At 71.5% G+C, this 21,128-nt stretch carries 27 protein-coding genes; 22 read left to right on the forward strand and 5 right to left on the reverse strand.

What is annotated here, in order from left to right:
- The 5 genes from ACGWYL_RS11895 to dapB are packed head-to-tail and all read left to right on the forward strand — an operon-like array spanning position 1 to position 5,080.
- Positions 1–897 carry a carbohydrate ABC transporter permease gene (locus ACGWYL_RS11895; RefSeq protein ID WP_395487281.1) on the forward strand — a complete coding sequence of 299 codons (897 nt, stop codon included), beginning with the start codon at positions 1–3 and terminating at the stop codon, positions 895–897.
- Positions 894–2,252 (forward strand): GH1 family beta-glucosidase, encoded by a 1,359-nt coding sequence (locus tag ACGWYL_RS11900; protein ID WP_179425058.1) that lies wholly within the window; start codon positions 894–896, stop codon positions 2,250–2,252. Before ACGWYL_RS11895 ends, ACGWYL_RS11900 begins: the two co-directional genes overlap by 4 nt.
- Entirely contained in the window at positions 2,249–3,253 is a 1,005-nt protein-coding gene (locus ACGWYL_RS11905; protein ID WP_179425056.1) for a LacI family DNA-binding transcriptional regulator, read from the forward strand. The genes ACGWYL_RS11900 and ACGWYL_RS11905 overlap by 4 nt, the downstream gene beginning before the upstream one ends.
- Positions 3,250–4,323 carry an ABC transporter ATP-binding protein gene (locus ACGWYL_RS11910; protein WP_395487282.1) on the forward strand — a complete coding sequence of 358 codons (1,074 nt, stop codon included), beginning with the start codon at positions 3,250–3,252 and terminating at the stop codon, positions 4,321–4,323. Before ACGWYL_RS11905 ends, ACGWYL_RS11910 begins: the two co-directional genes overlap by 4 nt.
- A gap of 10 nt (positions 4,324–4,333) precedes the next feature.
- Entirely contained in the window at positions 4,334–5,080 is a 747-nt protein-coding gene (gene dapB, locus ACGWYL_RS11915; RefSeq protein ID WP_179425054.1) for a 4-hydroxy-tetrahydrodipicolinate reductase, read from the forward strand.
- Between the two features lie 6 nt (positions 5,081–5,086).
- Here dapB and ACGWYL_RS11920 read toward each other — a convergent pair whose 3' ends face one another.
- From ACGWYL_RS11920 to ACGWYL_RS11935, 4 genes are read right to left on the reverse strand one after another with little or no spacing between them, the layout of a single operon-like run.
- Positions 5,087–5,398 carry an AzlD domain-containing protein gene (locus ACGWYL_RS11920; protein WP_395487283.1) on the reverse strand — a complete coding sequence of 104 codons (312 nt, stop codon included), beginning with the start codon at positions 5,396–5,398 and terminating at the stop codon, positions 5,087–5,089.
- Positions 5,391–6,083, reverse strand: a complete 693-nt coding sequence (locus ACGWYL_RS11925) for an AzlC family ABC transporter permease (RefSeq protein WP_395487284.1) — start codon at positions 6,081–6,083, stop codon at positions 5,391–5,393. Before ACGWYL_RS11925 ends, ACGWYL_RS11920 begins: the two co-directional genes overlap by 8 nt.
- The gene (locus ACGWYL_RS11930) at positions 6,080–6,610 is read right to left on the reverse strand and encodes a GNAT family N-acetyltransferase (protein ID WP_179425051.1); all 531 of its coding nucleotides are present in this window, start codon (positions 6,608–6,610) and stop codon (positions 6,080–6,082) included. Before ACGWYL_RS11930 ends, ACGWYL_RS11925 begins: the two co-directional genes overlap by 4 nt.
- Positions 6,607–7,062, reverse strand: coding sequence for a hypothetical protein (locus ACGWYL_RS11935; protein WP_395487285.1), 456 nt, complete (start codon positions 7,060–7,062; stop codon positions 6,607–6,609). The genes ACGWYL_RS11930 and ACGWYL_RS11935 overlap by 4 nt, the downstream gene beginning before the upstream one ends.
- Before the next feature lie 93 nt (positions 7,063–7,155).
- On the opposite strand from ACGWYL_RS11935, the gene ACGWYL_RS11940 reads away from it, so the two are divergent.
- From ACGWYL_RS11940 to ACGWYL_RS11950, 3 genes are read left to right on the forward strand one after another with little or no spacing between them, the layout of a single operon-like run.
- Positions 7,156–7,950, forward strand: a complete 795-nt coding sequence (locus ACGWYL_RS11940) for a thymidylate synthase (RefSeq protein WP_395487286.1) — start codon at positions 7,156–7,158, stop codon at positions 7,948–7,950.
- A gap of 3 nt (positions 7,951–7,953) precedes the next feature.
- Positions 7,954–8,442 carry a dihydrofolate reductase gene (locus ACGWYL_RS11945; protein WP_395487287.1) on the forward strand — a complete coding sequence of 163 codons (489 nt, stop codon included), beginning with the start codon at positions 7,954–7,956 and terminating at the stop codon, positions 8,440–8,442.
- Between the two features lie 56 nt (positions 8,443–8,498).
- Positions 8,499–8,870: a VOC family protein gene (locus tag ACGWYL_RS11950; protein ID WP_269306509.1), complete on the forward strand. Its 372-nt coding sequence runs from the start codon at positions 8,499–8,501 to the stop codon at positions 8,868–8,870.
- A gap of 4 nt (positions 8,871–8,874) precedes the next feature.
- Here ACGWYL_RS11950 and ACGWYL_RS11955 read toward each other — a convergent pair whose 3' ends face one another.
- Complete coding sequence (locus ACGWYL_RS11955; RefSeq protein ID WP_395487288.1) at positions 8,875–9,660, reverse strand: thioesterase family protein; 786 nt, start codon at positions 9,658–9,660, stop codon at positions 8,875–8,877.
- Positions 9,661–9,709: 49 nt separating this feature from the next.
- Between ACGWYL_RS11955 and dapA the strand changes: the two genes are divergently transcribed.
- The 14 genes from dapA (at position 9,710) to ACGWYL_RS12025 (ending at position 21,126) form a co-directional block, all read left to right on the forward strand.
- Positions 9,710–10,621, forward strand: a complete 912-nt coding sequence (dapA, locus tag ACGWYL_RS11960; protein ID WP_395487289.1) for a 4-hydroxy-tetrahydrodipicolinate synthase — start codon at positions 9,710–9,712, stop codon at positions 10,619–10,621.
- A 76-nt stretch (positions 10,622–10,697) separates the two neighbouring features.
- Entirely contained in the window at positions 10,698–12,377 is a 1,680-nt protein-coding gene (locus ACGWYL_RS11965; protein ID WP_269306515.1) for a ribonuclease J, read from the forward strand.
- Between the two features lie 78 nt (positions 12,378–12,455).
- Positions 12,456–13,163: a sirohydrochlorin chelatase gene (locus tag ACGWYL_RS11970; protein WP_179425044.1), complete on the forward strand. Its 708-nt coding sequence runs from the start codon at positions 12,456–12,458 to the stop codon at positions 13,161–13,163.
- A gap of 63 nt (positions 13,164–13,226) precedes the next feature.
- Positions 13,227–15,662 (forward strand): DNA translocase FtsK, encoded by a 2,436-nt coding sequence (locus ACGWYL_RS11975; RefSeq protein WP_179425043.1) that lies wholly within the window; start codon positions 13,227–13,229, stop codon positions 15,660–15,662.
- 68 nt (positions 15,663–15,730) lie between these two features.
- On the forward strand, positions 15,731–16,051 hold the full coding sequence (locus ACGWYL_RS11980; RefSeq protein ID WP_179425035.1) for a CD225/dispanin family protein: 321 nt from the start codon (positions 15,731–15,733) through the stop codon (positions 16,049–16,051).
- Between the two features lie 104 nt (positions 16,052–16,155).
- Entirely contained in the window at positions 16,156–16,494 is a 339-nt protein-coding gene (locus ACGWYL_RS11985; protein WP_395487290.1) for a DUF2752 domain-containing protein, read from the forward strand.
- A 15-nt stretch (positions 16,495–16,509) separates the two neighbouring features.
- The gene (locus tag ACGWYL_RS11990) at positions 16,510–17,142 is read left to right on the forward strand and encodes a CDP-alcohol phosphatidyltransferase family protein (protein WP_179425031.1); all 633 of its coding nucleotides are present in this window, start codon (positions 16,510–16,512) and stop codon (positions 17,140–17,142) included.
- A complete protein-coding gene (locus ACGWYL_RS11995) occupies positions 17,139–17,654 on the forward strand; it encodes a CinA family protein (protein ID WP_179425029.1) in 516 nt (171 codons plus the stop codon). The genes ACGWYL_RS11990 and ACGWYL_RS11995 overlap by 4 nt, the downstream gene beginning before the upstream one ends.
- A 5-nt stretch (positions 17,655–17,659) precedes the next feature.
- On the forward strand, positions 17,660–17,956 hold the full coding sequence (locus tag ACGWYL_RS12000) for a helix-turn-helix domain-containing protein (RefSeq protein ID WP_179425027.1): 297 nt from the start codon (positions 17,660–17,662) through the stop codon (positions 17,954–17,956).
- On the forward strand, positions 17,953–18,147 hold the full coding sequence (locus ACGWYL_RS12005) for a DUF3046 domain-containing protein (protein WP_179425025.1): 195 nt from the start codon (positions 17,953–17,955) through the stop codon (positions 18,145–18,147). The genes ACGWYL_RS12000 and ACGWYL_RS12005 overlap by 4 nt, the downstream gene beginning before the upstream one ends.
- Before the next feature lie 14 nt (positions 18,148–18,161).
- Positions 18,162–18,710, forward strand: coding sequence for a type 1 glutamine amidotransferase domain-containing protein (locus ACGWYL_RS12010; protein WP_179425024.1), 549 nt, complete (start codon positions 18,162–18,164; stop codon positions 18,708–18,710).
- Between the two features lie 266 nt (positions 18,711–18,976).
- The gene (gene recA / locus ACGWYL_RS12015; protein WP_317628319.1) at positions 18,977–20,050 is read left to right on the forward strand and encodes a recombinase RecA; all 1,074 of its coding nucleotides are present in this window, start codon (positions 18,977–18,979) and stop codon (positions 20,048–20,050) included.
- Positions 20,050–20,568: a regulatory protein RecX gene (locus ACGWYL_RS12020; RefSeq protein WP_179425020.1), complete on the forward strand. Its 519-nt coding sequence runs from the start codon at positions 20,050–20,052 to the stop codon at positions 20,566–20,568. The genes recA and ACGWYL_RS12020 overlap by 1 nt, the downstream gene beginning before the upstream one ends.
- A 24-nt stretch (positions 20,569–20,592) precedes the next feature.
- Positions 20,593–21,126, forward strand: a complete 534-nt coding sequence (locus ACGWYL_RS12025; RefSeq protein WP_395487291.1) for a GNAT family N-acetyltransferase — start codon at positions 20,593–20,595, stop codon at positions 21,124–21,126.
- Positions 21,127–21,128: the final 2 nt, after the last annotated feature.

Here is a 21,128-nt window from a genome sequence, read left to right on the forward strand (position 1 = left end):
ATGAGCCTGAGCACGCGCGCCGGCGCCTCCACCCTGGTCATCCCGCCGGCGGACCGACCGCCCGTGACCTCCCGCGCCACCGGCGCCTCGCCGCTGATGTACGTGGCGCTCGCGTTCGTGGTGCTGCTGTCCGCCGCGCCGCTGTACTTCATGGTCGTCATGGCCTCGCGCGCCAACAGCGACATCCTGGGCATCCCGCCGCCGCTGCTGCCCGGCGACCAGCTGGCGACGAACATCGAGCGAGTCTTCGCCAACGCCGACGTCCAGTTCGCCGAGGCGCTGCTCAACACGCTGCTGGTGGCGACGGTCGCGACGATCTCGGTCGTGGTGACCTCCGCGCTCGCGGGCTTCGCGTTCGCCAAGCTGCGCTTCCGCGGCCGCAACGTCCTGCTCGTGATCGTCGTGGCCACGATGATGGTGCCGGTGCAGCTGGGCCTGATCCCGCTGTACATGCTCATGACGAAGCTCGGCCTCGCCGGCGGGCTGGCCTCGGTCACGCTGCCCTTCCTGGTGAGCGGCTTCGGTGTGTTCTTCATGCGCCAGTACGCCTCGCAGGCGATCCCCGACGAGCTGATCGAGGCCGCGCGCGTCGACGGCGCCTCCACGTTCCGGATCTTCTGGTCGATCGTGTTCCCGGCGCTGCGTCCGGCCGCGGCGGTGCTGGGCCTGCTGACCTTCATGGAGCGCTGGAACGACTTCCTGTGGCCGTACATCTCCCTCGACATCGACCACCCCACGGTGCAGGTCGCGCTCTCGCGCCTGTCCGGCGGGTACTACACCGACCAGGCGCTGGTCATGGCCGGGACGCTCATGGGCACCCTGCCGCTCGTCCTGGTGTTCATCGTGTTCGGCCGCCAGATCGTCGGCGGCATCATGGAAGGCGGACTGAAGTCATGAGCGCTCTGAGCCAGCGGTTCGACCCCGGGTTCGTGTGGGGCGCGGCCACCTCGGCGTACCAGATCGAGGGGGCCGTGAAGGAGGACGGACGCGGTCCGTCGATCTGGGACACGTTCGCCGCGCAGCCCGGTCGCACGTTCGACGGTCACACCGGCGAGGTCGCCGTCGACCACTACCACCGGTGGCCCGAGGACGTCGCACTCGTGCGCGAGCTCGGCCTCGACGCCTACCGCTTCTCGATCTCGTGGTCGCGCGTCCAGCCCGAGGGCAGCGGACGCGTCGAGCCGCGCGGCCTGGCGTTCTACGACCGGCTCGTCGACGGCCTGCTCGAGGCCGGGCTCGAGCCGTGGCCGACCCTGTTCCACTGGGACCTCCCGCAGGCGCTCGAGGACGCCGGCGGCTGGCCCGTGCGCGACACCGCCGAGCGCTTCGCGGACTACGCGCAGATCGTGGCCGACGCGCTGGGCGACCGCGTGCGGAGCTGGACCACCACGAACGAGCCCTGGTGCGCGGCCTTCCTCGGCTACGGCGCCGGGATCCACGCGCCGGGTCGCACCGAGCCCGCCGCGGCGCTCGCCGCGTCGCACCACCTGCACCTGGCGCACGGACTGGCCGTGCCGCGGCTGCGCGAGGGGCGTCCCGAGGCGCGCGTCGGGGTCACGCTGAACCTCTACGCGGTGTCCCCGGCCGACGACACGGGCCGCCACGACGACGCCGCGCGGCGCATCGACGGGCTCATGAACCGCTGGTTCCTCGACCCCGTGCTGCTCGGTCGCTACCCGCAGGACGTGCTGGAGGACGTCGCGGGCGTCGGTGGCACCGAGGCGATCCGTGCCGAGGACCTCGCCGTGATCGCGGCGCCGCTGGACTTCCTCGGCATCAACTACTACTCGCGGCACGTCGTGGCGGCGTCGCCGTGGCCCGGTGCCTCGGAGGTCGACTTCGTGAACCGCGAGTGGCCCAAGACCGCGTCCGGCTGGGACATCGACCCCGCAGGGCTCGGCGAGGTGCTGCGACAGGTGCACCGCGACTACCCGTCGATCCCGATCTACATCACCGAGAACGGCGCGGCCTTCGACGACCTCGAGGTCCGTGACGGCACGATCGACGACCAGGACCGCATCGACTTCGTCGCCGGTCACCTCGAGGCGCTCGCGGACGCGGTCGACGACGGCGTCGACGTCCGGGGATACTTCGCGTGGTCGCTGTTGGACAACTTCGAGTGGGCCGAGGGGTACGCGAAGCGGTTCGGCATCGTCCACGTCGACTTCGACACCCTGGTCCGCACCCCCAAGGCCAGCGCACGCTGGTTCGCCGAGCTCGCGCGGGCGAGCAGCACGAAGGAGAGGGCATGACTGACAGCCGCCAGCCGACGCTGGAGGAAGTGGCCCGGCTCGCCGGGGTCGGGCGCGGCACCGCGTCCCGGGTCGTGAACGGCTCGGAGCACGTGTCGCCCCACACCCGCGACGCCGTGGAGCGCGCCGTCCGCGAGCTCGGCTACGTGCCGAACCAAGCCGCGCGCGCCCTGAAGACCCGACGCACCGACACGGTCGCGCTGGTCATCGCCGAGGACGAGGAGCGCGTGTTCGCCGAGCCGTTCTTCGCCGGCCTGGTGCGAGGCATCTCGCGCTCGGTCGACGAGACCTCGCGGCGCCTCGTGCTCTCGATGGTCCCCGACGAGTCCCACCTCGCACGGCTCGGCCAGTTCCTCACGCCCCAGCACGTCGACGGGGTCATGGTGGTCTCGATGCACGACGCGCTGAGCCTGCCCGAGAGCCCCGACCTGCCGATCGTGCACGTCGGCCGGCCGCGCGACCCGCGTGCGTGCTTCGTCGACGTCGACAACGTCGGCGGTGCGCGTCAGGCCGTGGACCACATCGCCTCGCGCGGGCGGCGCCGCATCGCCACGATCACCGGCCCCCAGGACCTCGCATCGGGCCGCGACCGCCTCGCCGGCTACCGCGAGGCGCTCGAGGCCGCCGGACTGCCGTTCGACGACGAGCTCGTCGAGGCGGGCGACTTCAGCGACGCCAGCGGCGTGAGCGGCGCGGCCGCCCTGGTGGAGCGGCGCCCCGACGTGGACGCGATCTTCGCCGCGAACGACGTCATGGCGCTCGGCGCGCTGCGCGAGCTGGGTCGGCGGGGCCTGCGGGTCCCCGAGGACGTCGCGATCGTCGGCTTCGACGGATCGCCGGCCGCGGCCGCCTCGACGCCGGTGCTGACCACCGTGCACCAGCCGCTCGCCGAGCTCGGTGCGACGGCGGTCGACGTGCTGGCCCGCCGGATCGACGACCCCTCGGCCGAGCCGCGGTCGGTCGTCCTCCCGGCCGTGCTGCAGGCGGGTGAGACCGCATGAGCGCCGTGGTCTTCGACGGGGCCACCCGGGTGTACCCGGGCCAGGAGCGGCCCGCAGTCGACCACATCGATCTCGAGGTCAAGGACGGGGAGTTCCTCGTCCTGGTCGGGCCCTCGGGCTGTGGCAAGTCCACGACCCTGCGCATGCTGGCGGGACTGGAGGACGTCGACGCGGGCAGCATCCTGATCGGCGACCGCGACGTCACGCGGGTGCCGCCCAAGGAGCGCGACATCGCGATGGTGTTCCAGAACTACGCCCTCTACCCGCACATGACGGTCGCCGAGAACATGGGCTTCGCCCTGCGGATCGCGAAGGTCTCCAAGGCCGACATCCGCAGCCGCGTGACGGAGGCCGCCGACCTGCTCGGGCTCACCGACTTCCTCGACCGCAAGCCGAAGGCGCTCTCCGGCGGCCAGCGCCAGCGGGTGGCGATGGGGCGCGCGATCGTCCGGTCGCCGCAGGTGTTCCTCATGGACGAGCCCCTGTCGAACCTCGACGCGAAGCTGCGCGTGCAGACCCGCACCCAGGTCGCCGCCCTGCAACGACGACTCGGGACCACCACCGTCTACGTCACCCACGACCAGGTCGAGGCGATGACGATGGGCGACCGCGTCGCGGTGCTCAAGGACGGCGTCCTGCAGCAGGTGGCGGCCCCGCGCGAGCTGTACGACCGTCCGGTGAACCTCTTCGTCGCGGGCTTCATGGGCTCGCCCGCGATGAACCTGCTCGAGCTGCCGATCAGCGACGGGGGAGTGGCCTTCGGCACGACGCACCTCGCGGTGCCGCGGCAGGCGCTGCTCGGCGCCAGCGGCAGCTCGATCGTCGTCGGCGTGCGCCCCGAGAACCTCGCGATCTCGGACCAGGGCCTGCCGATCGTCGTCGACGTCGTCGAGGAGCTGGGCTCGGACGCCTACCTTTACGGGCGTGCCGACGGCGTCAGCACTCCGGTGGTGGCACGCACCGACTGGCGCAACCCTCCGGTGAAGGGCACGCCCTCGCACCTGGCGGTCCTCGACCCCGAGCAGGTCCACCACTTCGACCCCCGAACGGGCCTGCGGATCGGTCGATAGCATCGGGGCCATGACACGCGTCGCGGTGCTGGGTGCGAAGGGCCGGATGGGATCGACGTCGGCGGCGGCGATCGAGGCGGCCGAAGGGCTCGACCTGGTGGCCGGCATCGACGTGGGCGACGACCTCGAGGCCGTCGTCGAGGCGGACGCGGAGGCCGTGCTCGTCTTCACGACGCCCGACGTCGCCTTCGACCAGGCGCGCTGGTGCCTCGAGCGCGGCATCCACGTCGTCATCGGCACCTCGGGCTTCGGGGACGACCAGGTGGCACGGCTGCGCGAGCTCGTCGACGGGCGGTCGGGCGTCGGCGTCATCGTCGTCCCGAACTTCTCGATCGGCGCCGTGCTGATGATGCGCTTCGCGGCGCAGGCGGCGCCCTTCTTCGAGTCGGTCGAGGTCATCGAGATGCACCACCCCGACAAGGTCGACGCGCCGTCGGGCACGGCGGTCCGCACGGCCGAGGTCATCGCGCAGGCGCGACGCGACGCCGGGTCGGACCCGTTGCCCGACGCCACCACCACCGACCCCGACGGGGCCCGCGGCGCCAAGGTCGAGGGCATTCCCGTGCACGCGGTCCGCGCGCGGGGCTTCATCGCCTCGCAGGAGGTCGTGCTGGGCGACCCCGGCGAGATCTTCAGCATCCGCCACGACTCGTCGAGCCGTGAGTCGTTCATGCCCGGCGTGGTCGCCGCGCTCCGCTGGATCCCGTCGCACCCCGGCGTCACGGTGGGGCTCGACGAGGTGCTCGGCCTGGAGTGAGGCCGCTCAGCCGGCGACGAGTCGCACGAGCGCGGTCGCCGCGGCCGCGGCGATGAGCATCGGCAGGAACGGCACCTTGCGCCACAGCAGCACGGCGGCGACGCCGATACCGACGACGCGGGCGTCCACCACGACCTCGGAGCCCGTGCTGAACCCCTGCACGGCGACCAGTGCCGCGAGCAGCCCCACCGGGATGAACGCCGCCGCGCGCACGGTGAGCGGGTGCTCCAGCACGCGCTCGGGAACCGAGAGGCCCAGCAGCTTCAGCGCGTAACAGCCGACGGCGACGGCCAGCACGCCCCACCAGATCTCAGTCATCGGCGCCTCGCGCGGTGGTGGGGACGAACGTCAGGCCGACGAGCACGGCGACGACGCCGCCGATGATGATCGGGGCGCCCGGAGGGGTGAAGGGCACGAGCCCGAGGGCCACGGTGGCGGCCAGCAGCGCCAGCAGCCGGGCGGCCGTGGAGTCCAGTCGCGGCCACAGCAGGCCCAGGAACGCGGCGGCGACCGCGGCGTCTAGTCCGATGGCGCGCGGGTCGCCGATCCGCTCGCCCGCCACGGCGCCGACGAGGGTCATGAGGTTCCAGACCGCGAAGATCGACAGTCCGGTCCAGTAGAAGCCCAGCCGGGCCTGGCGCGGGTCGTCGCGCACGACCGACATCGCGGTGGACTCGTCGATCACCACGTGGGCCGTGCCCAGCCGTCTCAGGCCCTTGACCCGCAGGATCGGCGCCAGCGTGATGCCGTAGAAGGTGTTGCGCACGCCCAGCAGCACCGCGGTCAGCGCGCCCGTCAGCGGGGCGCCGCCCGCCGCGACCACGCCGAGGAAGGCGAACTGCGACGCGCCCGTGAACGCCAGCAGCGACAGCGCACACGCCTGCAGCACGGACAGGCCGCTCGTGGTGGCGAGCGCGCCGAAGGAGACGCCGTAGAGCCCGACGCCGATCCCCACGCCGAGGGAGTCGGCGACGACCTGCCGGTCGCTGGTCTCGTCGCTCACGTCAGCGTGGTGTGGAGTCGAACCTGCTTGAGTGGGCCGGTGGCGCCGGCGAACTCGCGATGGGCTCCGTCGGCGGCCCACCCGGCGTCGAGCAGCCACGCCCGCAGGGCGTCGTCGGCGGGGGAGACCCACCACACCGCGCGGCTGAAGCCGTCGGCGCGCACGGTGTCGACGCACGCGTGCAGGAGGCGCGAGCCGTGGCCCTGGCCGAGGTGCTCGGCGTCGACGACGAACTCGCCGATCTCGGCGTCGCGCACCTGGTCGGCGTCGGGGTCGTGGCACGGGTGCACCAGGGCGAAGCCGCGCACCGTGGCGCGCTCCAGCGCGACGAGGGTGCGCATGCGCGCGTCACGGGGCGCGGTGATGAGCTGCGCCCACCGCTGCGCCATCTCATCGGTGTCGAGCGCGTCGAGCTCGGCCGGGTCGACGACCTCGCCGTACGCGCGCTCCCAGTGGGCGCGCTGGACCGCCGCGATCCGCGCCGCGTCGTCCGGCCACGCCAGCCGCACTGAGACATCAGCACTCATCGGCCGAACGCCTCACGCAGTCCGGAGGAGGCGCCGCCCTGCTCGAGGGCCGCGGCGAAGCGGTCGACGTTGCTACGGGTGGGCCAGGTGCCGAAGACGAGGGCGGCGAGCGCCGCGACGACGGTGACGAGCATGACGCCGCCGCCGATCAGCCCGGCGAGGCCGAGCACGGCCGAGATGACCAGTGGGACCTCGAGGACGAGGAACGCGCGGGCGATGTGCGAGGACAGCCGGCGCAGCGCGGTGTCGCGCGGATCGGGGTCGTCGGGGGCCAACGGCGCCGGACGCGACCACGAGCGGGCCACCCAGGCGCCCGCCACGAGGACCAGCGCGAACAGTGCCAGCGCGACCCACCAGCGGGCCGCCGGCTCGTCGCCACCGCCGAAGACGACGAGCACGAGGGCGGCGAACAGGGCGGTGACACCGAGCTGGAGGGCGACGAATCGCCTCACGTCCGCAGGACTCGGCGCAGTGGGTTCCGGCACGCGGGTCAGTATCTCACGGCGTTCGGACGGAACGTCGGGGCGCGTTGCTAGTCTGCCGACATGCAGGCCTACCTCGATCTCGTCCGCCGGATCCTCGACGAGGGAGTGGCCAAGGGCGACCGCACCGGCACCGGCACCCGCAGCGTCTTCGGGCACCAGATGCGCTTCGACCTCGCCGAGGGCTTCCCGGTCGTCACGACCAAGAAGGTGCACCTCAAGAGCGTCGTCGCCGAGCTGCTGTGGTTCATCGCCGGCGACACCAACACGCAGTACCTGCGCGACAACGGCGTCACGATCTGGGACGAGTGGGCCGACGCCAACGGCGACCTCGGCCCGATCTACGGCTACCAGTGGCGCTCCTGGCCCGCGCCGGACGGCCGCCACCTCGACCAGCTGCAGGCGGTCATCGCCGCGCTGAAGGCCGACCCGAACTCGCGCCGCCACATCGTCAGCGCCTGGAACGTGGCCGACCTCGACGCGATGGCCCTCGCCCCGTGCCACGCGTTCTTCCAGTTCTACGTCGCCGACGGCAGGCTCAGCTGCCAGCTCTACCAGCGCTCGGCCGACGTCTTCCTCGGCGTCCCGTTCAACATCGCCTCCTACGCGCTGCTCACGCAGATGGTCGCCCAGGTCACCGGCCTCGAGGTCGGCGAGTTCATCTGGACCGGTGGCGACTGCCACCTCTACGTCAATCACCTCGACCAGGCGCGCGAGCAGCTCACCCGTGATCCGCTGCCGCTGCCCACGCTGCGGCTCGACCCGTCCGTCACGGACATCGACGACTTCACGCTCGACTCGATCACGATCGAGGGCTATCAGTCGCACCCCGCCATCAAGGCGCCGATCGCGGTCTGACGCATGACGGTCACGGTGGCGGTGGCGGTCGGCGAGAACGGCGTCATCGGGTTCGAGGGCGGCATGCCCTGGCCCCGCACGGGCGACATGCGCCAGTTCAAGGAGCTCACGTGGGGGCACCCGATCGTCATGGGTCGCGCCACGTACGAGTCGATCGGGCGGCCGCTGCCGGGTCGCACCTCGATCGTGCTCACCCGTCGTGCGGGCTGGGACCCGGGCGACCCCGGCGTGATCGTCGCGGGCGACCTCGACACCGCGCTGGCGCGGGCGCGCGAGCTCGACGACCACGTGTTCCTCATCGGCGGTGCGGCCGTCTTCGGCGAGGCCCTCGAGCGCGACCTGGTCGACTCGATGGTGGTCACGCACGTGCCGCTGAGCCCGCCCGGTGACACGTTCTTCGCGCCGATCGACCCCGACCGCTGGACCGAGGTCGAACGCGAGCGGCACGCCGGGACGCCCGACTACGAGATCGCCACGTACGCCCGTCGCTGACCCCTTGTCGTGAGCCCGTCGCCGTCCGACACTGGCCGGGAGGACAGGAGTCAGCCATGGCACACGGCGACATCACGCACATCGACATCCCCGCGTCCGACCACGAGCGCGCGAAGGAGTTCTACGGCGCCCTCTTCGGCTGGAAGTTCCAGGAGTACCCGGGCTACGAGGGCTACCCCATGTGGCAGGCCCCCAACGAGATCAGCGGCGGGGGACTGGCGCCCCGCTCCGACGGCTTCACCCAGCCCCGCTCGTACGTCGAGGTCGACTCGATCGACGAGGTGCTGGCCACGGCGCGCAAGCACGGCGCCCGCGTGGTGATGGAGCGCCAGCCGATCTCCGAGACGAGCTGGTGGGCCATCTTCGAGGACCCCGACGGGAACGTCATCGGTCTCTACGAGGGCACCACCGACACCTCCGGCGGCTGACGGGTCAGAGCAGGATCGCGAGCTGACGCGACTGGGCCACGAGCCGGCCCTGGTCGTCCCACAGCTCGCCGTCCTCCTCGTGGAACCCGTCGGCGAGGTGACGGGTGCTGAACCGCGACGCCACCCAGGATCCGGGCTCGGGCAGCCGGTGGAAGTGCACCGTGAGCTGCACGGTCATCGACACGAGCGGGCCGAGCTCCATGACGGGCGGCGGACAGGCGTCGACCAGCAGGCCGAGGGCGGGCCAGTCGATCTCGGTGCCGCCGTCGAGGCGCTGCCAGACGTCGGTGGTGGGGTCGCCCGACGGCCGGCCGACCGACCAGCCCGGCGCCTGCGCCATCCGGTACTCGACGCGCCCGAACAGGCCGTCGCGCGGCATGCCGACCTCGCGCGGGTCGGGCAGCGTGCCGGGGTCGGGCAGCTCGGGAGCGGCGCCCAGCTCCTGCGTGGGACCGTGGTGGTCGCGCGCGAAGCTCGCGGTCATCCGTGCCAGCGGTCGCCCGTCGCAGGCCAGGTCGACGTCGACCGTCTGCACGCGGCGGCCCAGCTTCACCGGGGTGACCGTGAGGTCGGCGATCGTGCCGGCCTCGGGGGAGGCGAAGTAGGTGATGGCCGCCACCACGGGGCGGCCGACGTCGGCGTGGTCCATCGCCGTGCGCAGCATCGACGCCAGCACCCACCCGCCGTTGGGCTTGCCGAGCGGCGTGTTCCAGCGATCGGTGACCTCCAGGGTCAGCCGTCCGGAGCCGTCGGGGGTCGCGATGGTGTCGTGCGGGTAGAAGTCGGTCACGGCCTCATCCTGCACGAGGGCACCGGCGCCGTGACGGTAACCTCGGAGCATGACGTCTCCGCTGGCGACCGAGGCCGCGCCGTTCGGCCGGCTCCTCACTGCGATGGCCACCCCGTTCACCCCGGACGGTGGCCTCGACCTCGACGCCGCCGCGGCGCTCGCGACGCACCTGGTCGAGATCGGCAACGACGGCATCGTCGTCTCCGGCACCACCGGCGAGTCGCCCACCACGACGGGTGAGGAGGACGGCCGCCTGCTGGCCGCCGTGCTCGAGGCGGTCGGCGACCGCGCCACCATCGTGGCCGGCGTCGGCACGAACGACACCCGCCACACCGTCGAGCTGGCCGAGCAGGCCGTCCGCATCGGCGCCCACGGCCTGCTGGTCGTGTCGCCGTACTACAGCAAGCCGCCGCAGGCGGGGCTGCTCGCGAACATCGACGCGGTCGCGGCCGCGGCCGGTGACACGCCGATCATGCTCTACGACATCCCCGGCCGCACCGGCGTCGAGATCTCCGAGGAGACGTACGTCGAGCTCGAGTCGCGACGCACGGTCCTGGCCGTGAAGGACGCCACCGGCGACCTCGCGCGCGCGGCGCGCCTGCGCGCGACCTCGCGCCTCGCCCTCTACTCGGGCGACGACGCGGTCAACCTGCCGTGGTTCTCCATCGGCGCCGCCGGCGTCGTCAGCGTCATCGCCCACGTGGCGGGCGCTCGCATCAAGGCGATGATCGAGGCCGTCGACGCCGGCGACCTCGTCCGGGCGCGCCAGCTCGACGACGAGCTGCTGCCGATCGTCGACGCGATCATGGGGCAGACCCAGGGCGCCATCGCCACCAAGGTCGCCCTGACCGAGATGGGGATCATCCCCCACGCAGGCGTGCGACTGCCGCTCACGCCCGCGACGGACGCCCAGGTCCAGGTCATCCGCACGGCACTGAAGGACGCAGGCCTCCTAGCGTGAGCCGGAGCAGCGTGCGCAACCGAAGGAATCCCATGACATCACCGAAGAACGCCGCTCTCCGCCCGGAGGTCGCGTCGTGACCCACATGCACACCGAGCTGCCCACCCCGCCGCCGCTCGCCCCGGGCGCCATGCGCGTCGTCCCCCTCGGAGGACTGGGCGAGATCGGCCGCAACATGACGGTCTTCGAGTTCGACGGCAAGCTGCTCATCGTCGACTGCGGCGTGCTGTTCCCCGAGGAGCACCACCCGGGCGTCGACCTGATCCTCCCGGACTTCACGCCGATCCGTGACCGCCTCGACGACATCGTCGGCCTCGTCCTGACCCACGGTCACGAGGACCACATCGGCGGGGTCCCGTACCTGCTGCGCGAGCGCGGGAACATCCCGGTCATCGGCTCGAAGCTGACGCTGGCCCTGCTGGCGCCCAAGCTCAAGGAGCACCGCCTCAAGGACGTGCCCACCCACGTCGTGTCCGAGGGCGACGTCGAGCAGTTCGGCCCGTTCGCGTGTGAGTTCGTCGCGGTGAACCACTCGATCCCCGACGCCCTCGCGGTGGCGATCAAGACCGCCGCCGGCGTCGCGCTGCACACCGGCGACTTCAAGATGGACCAGCTGCCGCTCGACGGCCGCATCACCGACCTGCGCGCGTTCGCGCGCCTCGGCGAGGCCGGCGTCGACCTGTTCCTCACCGACTCCACCAACTCGGAGGTGCCGGGCTTCACGACCGCCGAGAAGCAGATCACTCCGGCGATCGACGCCGTGTTCGCGCGCAGCAAGAAGCGCATCATCGTGGCCTCGTTCGCCTCGCACATCCACCGTGTCCAGCAGGTGCTCGACGCTGCCGTGAAGCACGACCGCAAGGTCGCCTACGTGGGCCGTTCGATGGTGCGCAACATGCAGATCGCGCGCGAGCTGGGCTATCTGAGCGTTCCGGACGGGGTCGTGGTCGACAAGATCGACGCGGCTCCGCCCGAGAAGATGGTGCTCATGTCGACCGGCTCGCAGGGCGAGCCGATGGCCGCCCTGTCACGCATCGCGAACCGCACGCACGACAAGGTGCACCTCGAGCCGGGCGACACCGTCCTGCTCGCCTCGTCGCTGATCCCGGGCAACGAGAACGCGATCTACCGCGTCATCGACGGACTGACCAAGCTCGGCGCGAACGTCGTGCACAAGGGCAACGCTCTCGTGCACGTCTCGGGCCACGCGTCCGCGGGCGAGCTGCTCTACTGCTACAACATCGTGCAGCCCTCGAACGTCATGCCGGTGCACGGCGAGATCCGGCACCTGCACGCCAACGCCGCGTTGGCGACGCAGACCGGCGTGCCGAACACGATCATCGCCGAGGACGGCTACGCGGTGGACCTCATCGACGGCCATGCCGAGATCGCCGGTGCCTACGACGTCGGCTACGTCTACGTCGACGGTTCCTCGATCGGCGACCTGACCGACTCCGAGCTCAAGGACCGCCGCACGCTCGCCGCCGAGGGCTTCATCTCGGTCATCGCGGTCGTGGACTCCGTCACGGGCAAGATCGTCAGCGGCCCCGAGATCCACGCCCGCGGTCTGGCCGAGGACGACTCGGTCTTCGACCAGATCCAGCCCAAGGTCGTGGCGGCGCTCGAGGAGTCGATCGCCGACGGCGCCCGCGACGCGGCGGCCCTGCAGCAGGTCATGCGACGGGTCATCGGCTCGTTCGCGGGTCGCCGACTGCGCCGGCGCCCGATGATCATCCCGATCGTCCTCGAGGCCTGAGGGACGGGCGAGACACCCGTTACCGAACCTCGCCCGCACCGTAACCGCGAGGAAACAGTCGCTCACGACTCTTGAGGCGTGAGGACTCGGATCATCGTGTGCAGCCACGGCACGACGTCGCACATCGGCCGGTCGGCCATCGCGTCGCTCGTCAACGCGGTCCGACGCCAGGCGCCGTCGTGCGAGGTCGTCGACGCGTTCGTCGACGTCCAGCAGCCGTCGCTGGCCGACGTCGTCGCCGAGACGTCGGGTCCGCGGATCATCGTGCCGCTGCTGCTCAACCACGACTGCGAGACGTCCCGCCTGATGAACGAGGTGGCCGCGACGGACCCGCTGGTCCGGGTGGCGCCGGCGATGGGTCCGGACTGGGTCCTGGCCGAGATCGGCGTTCGCCGGCTCATCGAGGCGGGCGCGAAGCCGTCGGACACGATCGTCATGGTGGCGCCGCACGCCGACGGCTCGCCGGCGCTCACCGACGTCTCGAAGGCGGCCCGCCTGCTGAGCGCTGTGTGGGGTGGGCCCGTGCACGTCGGCGTGGTGAACGGTGTCGGCACGCCGGTCGAGGACGCGCTCGACGTCGCCCGCGCCCACAACCGGCGGGTCGTCGTCTCGATGTACGCGCTGGCGTCGGGGGAGGGGGCCTCGGCGATCGGGCGGCTCGGCGCCGACGTCGTCACCGCACCCCTGCTGGGCGCCGGCGCCCCGGACCCGCGGCTCGTCTCGCTCGCGCTGGAGCGTGCCGACGTCCTGGAGACGCCCGGCGAGGTCGGGTCCGCGATCCGCTGACCCCGTCCCCGCTCGCGGCGTGGGTCCGTGAGAACTCTCAGGTTCTGGTTTAGCCTTGGGATCATGGCGACCCGAACGTCTTCCCCGCCGCGCAAGCGGCCGTCCGGCAGCCAGGCCCGCAAGAAGAAGCCCGCGGCGCGCAAGCCTCCTGCGCGCAAGCCGGCACCCCGCACGGGTCCTGGTCCCCTCAGTGCTGCCCTCCAGGGCGTCATGCGCGCCTCCACGGCCTTCTGGCTGGGGCTGGCGGGCGTGGTCGGCGCGATCGCGCGCAGCATCGGACACGGTGCCCGCGAGCTCGACGCCGAGCAGCGCCGCGACGGCGTCGGCCTGGCGCTGGTCTCGCTCGCGCTCGTCACCGCCGCATCGGTCTGGTGGGATATCCCCGGAGGCGTGGGCGCCACCGTCCGCCGCATCACGACGGGATCGGTGGGCGTGCTCGCGTGGGCGGTCCCGATCCTGCTGGCCGTCGTCGCCTGGCGCACGCTGCGCCACCCCGACCGCAACGGTCCGGCCGGCCGTCAGGCGATCGGCTGGGGAGCCATCGTGGGTGGCGTGCTGGGGCTCGTGCACCTCGCGCACGGCACTCCGCGCCCCAGCGACCCCGACATGTCCGAGGCCGGGGGAGCGGTGGGCTTCCTGTTCTCCGCGATCCTCGTCGACCTGCTCAAGACGGGCTGGGTGGTCGCGCCGATCCTCGTGCTCGTCGTGATCTTCGGCGTCCTCGTCGTCACCGCCACCCCCCTGTACGCCGTGCCCGAGCGCGTCTCGTCGCTGGTGAACCGCGCCCTCGGTCGCGACAAGGCGGTCGAGCCCGAGCCCACCCCCGAGCCGGTCAAGAAGCGTCACCCGCGCACGGTCCCGGTCGTCGACGACGAGCCGTTCGAGAACCCGCTCGTCGACGGGCCCGACGAGGACCGTCAGGTGCCCGTCAGCCCGCCGCCGGTGCCCGTGCTCAGCGAGCCGGAGCCCCAGCCCGACCCGCGTCCCCTCGAGCCGCTGCCCGTCCGCGCGGAGCAGCTGGCCCTGTCGGGTGACATCGTCTACACGCTGCCGGAGCCGAACGCCCTCAAGGAGGGCACGCCGCCGAAGGCCCGCTCGGCCGCCTCTGACGAGGTCGTCGGCCGCCTCACCGAGGTGCTCGAGCAGTTCCAGATCGACGCCACCGTCACCGGCTACACCCGCGGCCCGACGGTCACCCGCTACGAGGTCGAGCTCGGCCCCGCGGTCAAGGTCGAGAAGGTCACCGCGCTGAGCAAGAACATCGCGTACGCCGTCGCCTCCAACGAGGTCCGCATCCTGTCGCCCATCCCGGGCAAGAGCGCGATCGGCGTCGAGATCCCCAACGTCGACAAGGAGATGGTCTCCCTCGGCGACGTGCTGCGCTCGAACAAGGCGCGCAGCGACCACCACCCGATGGTCATCGGCCTGGGCAAGGACGTCGAGGGCGGCTACGTCGTGGCCAACCTCGCGAAGATGCCCCACCTGCTGGTCGCCGGCGCCACCGGATCGGGCAAGTCGAGCTTCGTGAACTCGATGATCTCCTCGATCCTCATGCGCTCGACGCCCGACGAGGTCCGCATGATCCTCGTCGACCCGAAGCGCGTGGAGCTCAACGCCTACGAGGGCATCCCGCACCTCATCACGCCGATCATCACGAATCCGAAGAAGGCCGCCGAGGCCCTTCAGTGGGTCGTGCGCGAGATGGACCTGCGCTACGACGACCTCGCGAACTTCGGCTACCGGCACATCGACGACTTCAACAAGGCCGTCGCGTCGGGCAAGCTGCAGGCGCCTCCGGGCAGCGAGCGCGTCCTGACGCCGTACCCGTACCTGCTGGTGGTCGTGGACGAGCTCGCCGACCTCATGATGGTCGCCCCGCGCGACGTCGAGGACTCGATCGTCCGCATCACGCAGCTCGCCCGTGCCGCCGGCATCCACCTCGTGCTCGCCACCCAGCGACCCAGCGTCGACGTCGTCACCGGCCTCATCAAGGCCAACGTGCCGAGCCGTCTGGCCTTCGCCACCAGCTCGCTCGCCGACAGCCGTGTCATCCTCGACCAGCCCGGCGCCGAGAAGCTCGTGGGCCAGGGCGACGGCCTGTTCCTGCCGATGGGCGCGAACAAGACGATGCGCATGCAGGGGGCCTGGATCACCGAGGCCGAGATCGAGACGATCGTGACGCACTGCAAGGAGCAGCTGAAGCCCTCCTACCGCGAGGACGTCACGGCTCCGCAGCAGGCCAAGCGCGAGCTGGACGACGACATCGGCGACGACATGGACCTCGTCCTGCAGGCCGTCGAGCTGGTCGTCAACACGCAGTTCGGCTCGACCTCGATGCTGCAGCGCAAGCTGCGCGTCGGCTTCGCGAAGGCCGGACGACTCATGGACATCCTGGAGAGTCGTGGCGTCGTCGGGCCGAGTGAGGGCTCCAAGGCGCGTGACGTGCTCGTCAAGCCCGACGACCTCGCCGACGTGTTGGCGAGCATCCAGGTCGGCTGAGCCACTAGGCTCGACGGACCAACGCGTTCACCCTCGGGGGTGAACGGTGACGCGAAAGGGAACGCTGCATGACCTACAACGCACCTCCGCCGCCTCCGTCCTCGGGGCCCTACGGTGGAGCGACGCCGCCGCCGAACAACCTCGTGTGGGCGATCCTCACGACGCTGTTCTGCTGCCTGCCGCTCGGCGTGGTCTCGATCGTCTACGCGGCGCAGGTCAACGGCAAGTTCGCCGCCGGTGACCTCGCCGGGGCCCAGGAGTCGTCGCGCAAGGCGAAGCAGTGGGCCATCTGGTCCGTCATCGCCTTCTTCGTGGCCCTCGTCGTCTACCTGATCGTCATCTTCGTCGTGGTCGCCAACGGCGACACCACCTCGACGTCGAGCCTCTGATCTCGATCGACAGCCACCAGCGCCCCGCGCCCGCCGGATCCGTCCGGCGGCGCGGGGCGCTGGCGTTCGTCGGCGTCACGGTCGCCGGGCTCGCCGCCACGGCCGTGCTCGCGTCCGTCTCGCCCGAGGAGCCCGGGCACTACCCGACCTGCCCGTTCCTGGCCGTGTCGGGCCTCTACTGTCCCGGCTGCGGCAGCCTGCGCGCCGTCCACGCCCTCACCCGCGGCGACCTGGCGACGGCGTGGGACCGCAACCCGCTGGCCGTCCTGCTGCTCCCCGCGGTGCTGATCGCCTGGGGCGCGTGGGGTCTGCGGCTCCTGGGCCGGCAGGCCTGGCACCCCAGCCGCATCCCGGCCGCGTGGATCTGGGCGCTGCTCGGCGTCGTGCTGGCCTACTGGGTGGCCCGCAACGTGCCCGGATGGACCTGGCTCTCACCTGCCTGAGCCATACTGAACCCCATGGACTCGTCTCGCCCGGCCGACAAGCCGAGCAACCTGAACGTCCCGAACGTCCTCACCGTGATCCGCATCCTCGGTGTCCCGGTGTTCGGCTGGCTGCTGCTCCACGACGGAGGGGAGTCCATCGGCTACCGCATCGCCGCGTGGGCCACGTTCGCGGTGCTGATGGCCACGGACAAGATCGACGGTGACATCGCCCGCAAGCACGACCTGATCACCGACTTCGGCAAGATGGCCGACCCGATCGCCGACAAGGCGCTCACGGGCATGGCCTTCATCGGACTGGCGATCATCTTCACCGACCAGCCGTGGGGCCCGGTGTTCTGGGCCGCCGTCATTCTCATGCTCATGCGCGAGTGGGGGATCACCGTGATGCGCATGGTCATGGTGCGTCGTGGCTTCGTCATGCCGGCCGGACGCGGCGGCAAGCTCAAGACCGTCCTGCAGTCCTTCGCGATCGCCGGCTACTGCCTGCCGTTCGAGCTGTGGGACGGCGTCGTGCCGGCCGTGCTGCTCGCCGTCACCCACGTCCTGATGGCCGCGGCACTCGTCGTGGCCCTGGTCACCGGCGTGCAGTACGTGATCGACGCGCGCCGCCTGGCCGCCCAGCCCGCGGGCGACACCTCGCGGTGAGTCCGCTGGCCGACGCCGCGGCCGTCGTGGCCGACCTGCGCGCGGCCGGCCAGACCGTGGCCACTGCCGAGTCGCTCACCGGCGGCCTCGTGTGCGCCGCGCTCGTCGACGTCCCCGGTGCCTCCGCGGTCGTCCGCGGCTCCGTCGTGGCCTACCAGCCCGACGTGAAGGTCGAGGTCCTCGGCGTCGACGCGGCGCTCGTGGCCGAGCACGGCACGGTGAACGCCGCGGTCGCCGAGCAGCTGGCGCGAGGCGCGCGTGTGCGCCTCGGCGCCACGTGGGGGCTGGGCACCACGGGCGTGGCCGGCCCAGGGCCGGCCGAGGGGCAGCCGGCGGGCACGGTGCACGTCGCGGTGGCGGGCCCGGACGGGGTCACCTCGCGCCTGCTGCGGATCGACGGCGACCGCGACGCGGTGAGACGTTCGGCGGTCCGCGCCGTCCTGGCGGACCTGCACTATAGGCTGGGGAAGAACGACGGCTCGACGAGCGTTGAGCTCAACAGGGAAGGGTGATGGCGATGACCGCGATGCGTGAACTCATCGGTGACGTGCTGCGCGCGCGTCGTCTCGCCGAGGGCCTGACCCTGCGCGACGTCTCCGAGCGGGCCCGGATCAGCCTCGGCTACATCTCCGAGGTCGAGCGCGGGCAGAAGGAGGCCAGCTCCGAGCTGCTCGCCGCGCTCGCCCAGGCGCTCGAGGTTCCGCTCAGCAAGGTCCTGCTCGACGTCAGCTCGCTGCTCGAGCTGGAGGAGGCGGCCGACCTGGCCACCGTGTCGTCGATCGCCCGCGACGAGGCCCAGGCCTCCGCCGCGTGAGGCACAGCGAGTTCTGGCAGCGCATGGAGGCGGCCCTCGGGCCGGCCTACGCCGCCTCGTGGGCACGCCAACAGGCGATCGCATCGCTCGACGGGCGCACCCCGGTCGAGGCGCTGGACGCGGGCGTCGACCCGCAGCGCATCTGGCGTGCGGTGCACGCCGCGCTCGACCTGCCGGCACGCGACCGTTGAGCTAGCGTCGAGGAATGAGCGAACTTCCCGACCTGACCGGCAAGCATGTCGCGATCATCGCGACCGACCACTTCGAGGAGTCCGAGCTCACGACCCCGCGCGACGAGCTGGAGGCAGCGGGGGCGGACGTGAGGATCTTCGCCCCGCACGAGGGCACTCTCCAGGCGATGGAGGGCGACGTCGACAAGACCATCTCGGTCCGCGTCGACGGCACGCTCGACGGCTTCCACCAGCAGTGGCCCGACGTGATCGTGCTCCCCGGGGGCACGGTGAACGCCGACCACATCCGCCAGGACGAGCAGGCGCGGGGGATCGTCTCGGCCGCACTCGAGTCCGGCCTACCGGTCGCTGCGATCTGTCACGCGCCGTGGCTGCTCGTCTCGGCCGACCTCGTGAAGGGCCGGCGGCTCACCAGCTACCCGAGCCTCGAGGTGGACATCCGCAACGCCGGTGGCGAGTGGGTGGACGAGACCGTGGTGGTCGACGGCAACCTCATCACGAGCCGCAATCCCGACGATCTTCCGGCCTTCGTCAGCGCGATCGGCGAGGCCCTGACCGCCTGAGACCTTGTGCGAACGCCCCTTCCCGCGTGTGCCATCGCGAGGGGAGGGGCGTTCGGCGTGTCGCGCTTCCGTCGAACAGGTGTTCGGTCTAGGCTCGTCCACAGGCCGACGGTGAGGTCGGGCAGCATCCACAGGCGAGTCGACGAGGCTCACGAATGTCAGTGGGTCCGCCTACCGTCGAAGATGGCCCGCCACCCGACCGCCACGGTCGACGACACGAAGGACGCAGCATGCCTCCCAAGAGCAGCACCCCCTCGAACAAGGACATCGCCAAGGAGCGAGCCAACAAGGACAAGGCGATCGAGAACGCCCTGGCGCAGATCGACCGGTCGTACGGCAAGGGTGCGGTCATGCGCCTGGGCGATCAGGCACGGGCTCCCATCGAGGTCATCCCCACCGGTGCCGTCTCGCTGGACGTCGCGCTCGGCATCGGCGGACTGCCGCGTGGCCGCGTCGTCGAGATCTACGGCCCCGAGTCCTCGGGCAAGACGACGGTCGCGCTGCACGCGGTGGCCAACGCGCAGAAGGCCGGCGGCGTGGCCGCCTTCATCGACGCCGAGCACGCGCTCGACCCCGAGTACGCCCGCAAGCTGGGCGTCGACACCGACGCCCTGCTGGTGTCCCAGCCCGACTCCGGTGAGCAGGCGCTCGAGATCGCCGACATGCTGATCCGCTCCGGCGCGCTCGACATCATCGTCATCGACTCGGTCGCCGCCCTCGTGCCGCGCGCCGAGATCGACGGCGAGATGGGCGACAGCCACGTCGGCCTGCAGGCCCGCCTCATGAGCCAGGCGCTGCGCAAGATGACCGGCGCGATCAACGGCTCGGGCACGACGGCGATCTTCATCAACCAGCTCCGCGAGAAGATCGGCGTGATGTTCGGCAGCCCCGAGACCACCACGGGCGGCAAGGCGCTGAAGTTCTACGCCTCGGTCCGCCTCGACGTGCGCCGCATCGAGACGCTCAAGGATGGCACCGACATGGTCGGCAACCGCACCCGCGTCAAGGTCGTCAAGAACAAGGTCGCGCCGCCGTTCAAGCAGGCCGAGTTCGACATCATGTACGGCCAGGGCATCAGCCGCGAGGGAAGCCTGATCGACCTCGGCGTCGACGCGGGCTTCGTCCGCAAGGCCGGCGCCTGGTACACGTACGAGGGCGACCAGCTGGGCCAGGGCAAGGAGAACGCCCGCAACTTCCTGCGCGACAACCCCGACCTCGCCGACGAGATCGACAAGCGCATCAAGGAGCACCTGGGCATCGGGCCGCAGGTCGACCAGCCGGCCGATCCTGCCGTCGTCGTCGACGACCTCGCGGGCGACCTCTCGGCCGCCGACTTCTGATGATCGACCCCACGGATCCGGACGCGGATCCTCGGGCCGTCGTCGTCGCGGGCCGGACGATCGCGATGGATCGTCTGGCCGCGCGCGACCGCAGCCGCGGTGAGCTTCTCGACGCGCTCGCGCGTCGCAAGTTCCCCGAGGACGTCGCACACGTGGTCGTCGACCAGCTCGAGTCCGAGGGACTGGTCGACGACGAGCGGTTCGCCCGCTTGTGGGTCGAGCAGCGCGGTCGCGCGAAGGGTCTGGCGCGGTCGGTGCTGCGGATGGAGCTGCAGCGCAAGGGCGTCGCGCCCGAGGTCATCGACGTGGTCCTGGCCGACGTCGATCCCGACCTCGAGCGTCAGGCGGCCCACCGTCTCGTGCAGCGCAAGCTGCGTTCGGTAGGCGGCCTCGACCAGTCCGTGCAGGTTCGGAGGCTCACGGCGATGCTCGCCCGCAAGGGCTACGCGCCGCAGGTCGCCTTCGACGTGGTCCGTGCCGAGCTCGACGCCGAGCACGTGGCGATCGAGTCGACCTGACGTCGGTCGCCCTACGCTGTCCGCGTGTTCACGTTCCGCCCCCTGGCCGACGCCGACCTGGGGGCGGTCGTGTCCTGGCGGCGCGAGCCGCACGTGCTGGCGTGGTTCCCCGACCGTCTCGAGGACATTGACCACGCACGTCGTCGCTACGGTCGGCGCCTCTCCGGTGACGACCCGGTGCGGATGTGGATCGCCGAGCTCGGGGGAGTCCCGGTCGGCTACCTGCAGAGCTTCGTCGTGGCCTCCGACGACGACCTCACGGTGCGCTGCCAGGACCCCGAGGCCGTCGCGTTCGACTACCTCATCGGCGACCCCGACCTGGTCGACAAGGGCCTCGGCACCGAGATGATCGAGCGGTTCTGCCGCGACGTGCTGGTGCCGGAGTACCCGGACGCCCCGCGGTTCCTCGCGGCGCCCGACGCCCGTAACCACCGGTCGATTCGCGTGCTCAGCAAGTGCGGCTTCGTCACGGGTCTGTGGATCCAGCCCGAGGGTGCTCCGTGGGCCGACGTGGTCTGCACCGCCCAGCGCGCGACATTCGATCCTACTGTCGAGTAACA

Origin of the sequence: Aeromicrobium sp. JJY06 (genome assembly GCF_044069275.1) — a bacterium.
Taxonomy (GTDB): domain Bacteria; phylum Actinomycetota; class Actinomycetes; order Propionibacteriales; family Nocardioidaceae; genus Aeromicrobium; species Aeromicrobium tamlense.

Bases quoted from the DNA above. Each gene is read 5' to 3' on its own strand.
- dapA (WP_395487289.1), top strand. From the start codon at position 9,710: ATGACGTCTCCGCTGGCGACCGAGGCCGCGCCGTTCGGCCGGCTCCTC.
- dapB (WP_179425054.1), top strand. From the start codon at position 4,334: ATGACACGCGTCGCGGTGCTGGGTGCGAAGGGCCGGATGGGATCGACG.
- ACGWYL_RS11945 (WP_395487287.1), top strand. From the start codon at position 7,954: ATGACGGTCACGGTGGCGGTGGCGGTCGGCGAGAACGGCGTCATCGGG.
- ACGWYL_RS11905 (WP_179425056.1), top strand. From the start codon at position 2,249: ATGACTGACAGCCGCCAGCCGACGCTGGAGGAAGTGGCCCGGCTCGCC.
- ACGWYL_RS11980 (WP_179425035.1), top strand. From the start codon at position 15,731: ATGACCTACAACGCACCTCCGCCGCCTCCGTCCTCGGGGCCCTACGGT.
- ACGWYL_RS12010 (WP_179425024.1), top strand. From the start codon at position 18,162: ATGAGCGAACTTCCCGACCTGACCGGCAAGCATGTCGCGATCATCGCG.
- ACGWYL_RS11990 (WP_179425031.1), top strand. From the start codon at position 16,510: ATGGACTCGTCTCGCCCGGCCGACAAGCCGAGCAACCTGAACGTCCCG.
- ACGWYL_RS12000 (WP_179425027.1), top strand. From the start codon at position 17,660: ATGACCGCGATGCGTGAACTCATCGGTGACGTGCTGCGCGCGCGTCGT.
- ACGWYL_RS11930 (WP_179425051.1), bottom strand. From the start codon at position 6,610: ATGAGTGCTGATGTCTCAGTGCGGCTGGCGTGGCCGGACGACGCGGCG.
- ACGWYL_RS11940 (WP_395487286.1), top strand. From the start codon at position 7,156: ATGCAGGCCTACCTCGATCTCGTCCGCCGGATCCTCGACGAGGGAGTG.
- ACGWYL_RS11950 (WP_269306509.1), top strand. From the start codon at position 8,499: ATGGCACACGGCGACATCACGCACATCGACATCCCCGCGTCCGACCAC.
- ACGWYL_RS11975 (WP_179425043.1), top strand. From the start codon at position 13,227: ATGGCGACCCGAACGTCTTCCCCGCCGCGCAAGCGGCCGTCCGGCAGC.
- ACGWYL_RS11895 (WP_395487281.1), top strand. From the start codon at position 1: ATGAGCCTGAGCACGCGCGCCGGCGCCTCCACCCTGGTCATCCCGCCG.
- ACGWYL_RS11910 (WP_395487282.1), top strand. From the start codon at position 3,250: ATGAGCGCCGTGGTCTTCGACGGGGCCACCCGGGTGTACCCGGGCCAG.
- ACGWYL_RS12020 (WP_179425020.1), top strand. From the start codon at position 20,050: ATGATCGACCCCACGGATCCGGACGCGGATCCTCGGGCCGTCGTCGTC.
- ACGWYL_RS11920 (WP_395487283.1), bottom strand. From the start codon at position 5,398: ATGACTGAGATCTGGTGGGGCGTGCTGGCCGTCGCCGTCGGCTGTTAC.
- ACGWYL_RS11900 (WP_179425058.1), top strand. From the start codon at position 894: ATGAGCGCTCTGAGCCAGCGGTTCGACCCCGGGTTCGTGTGGGGCGCG.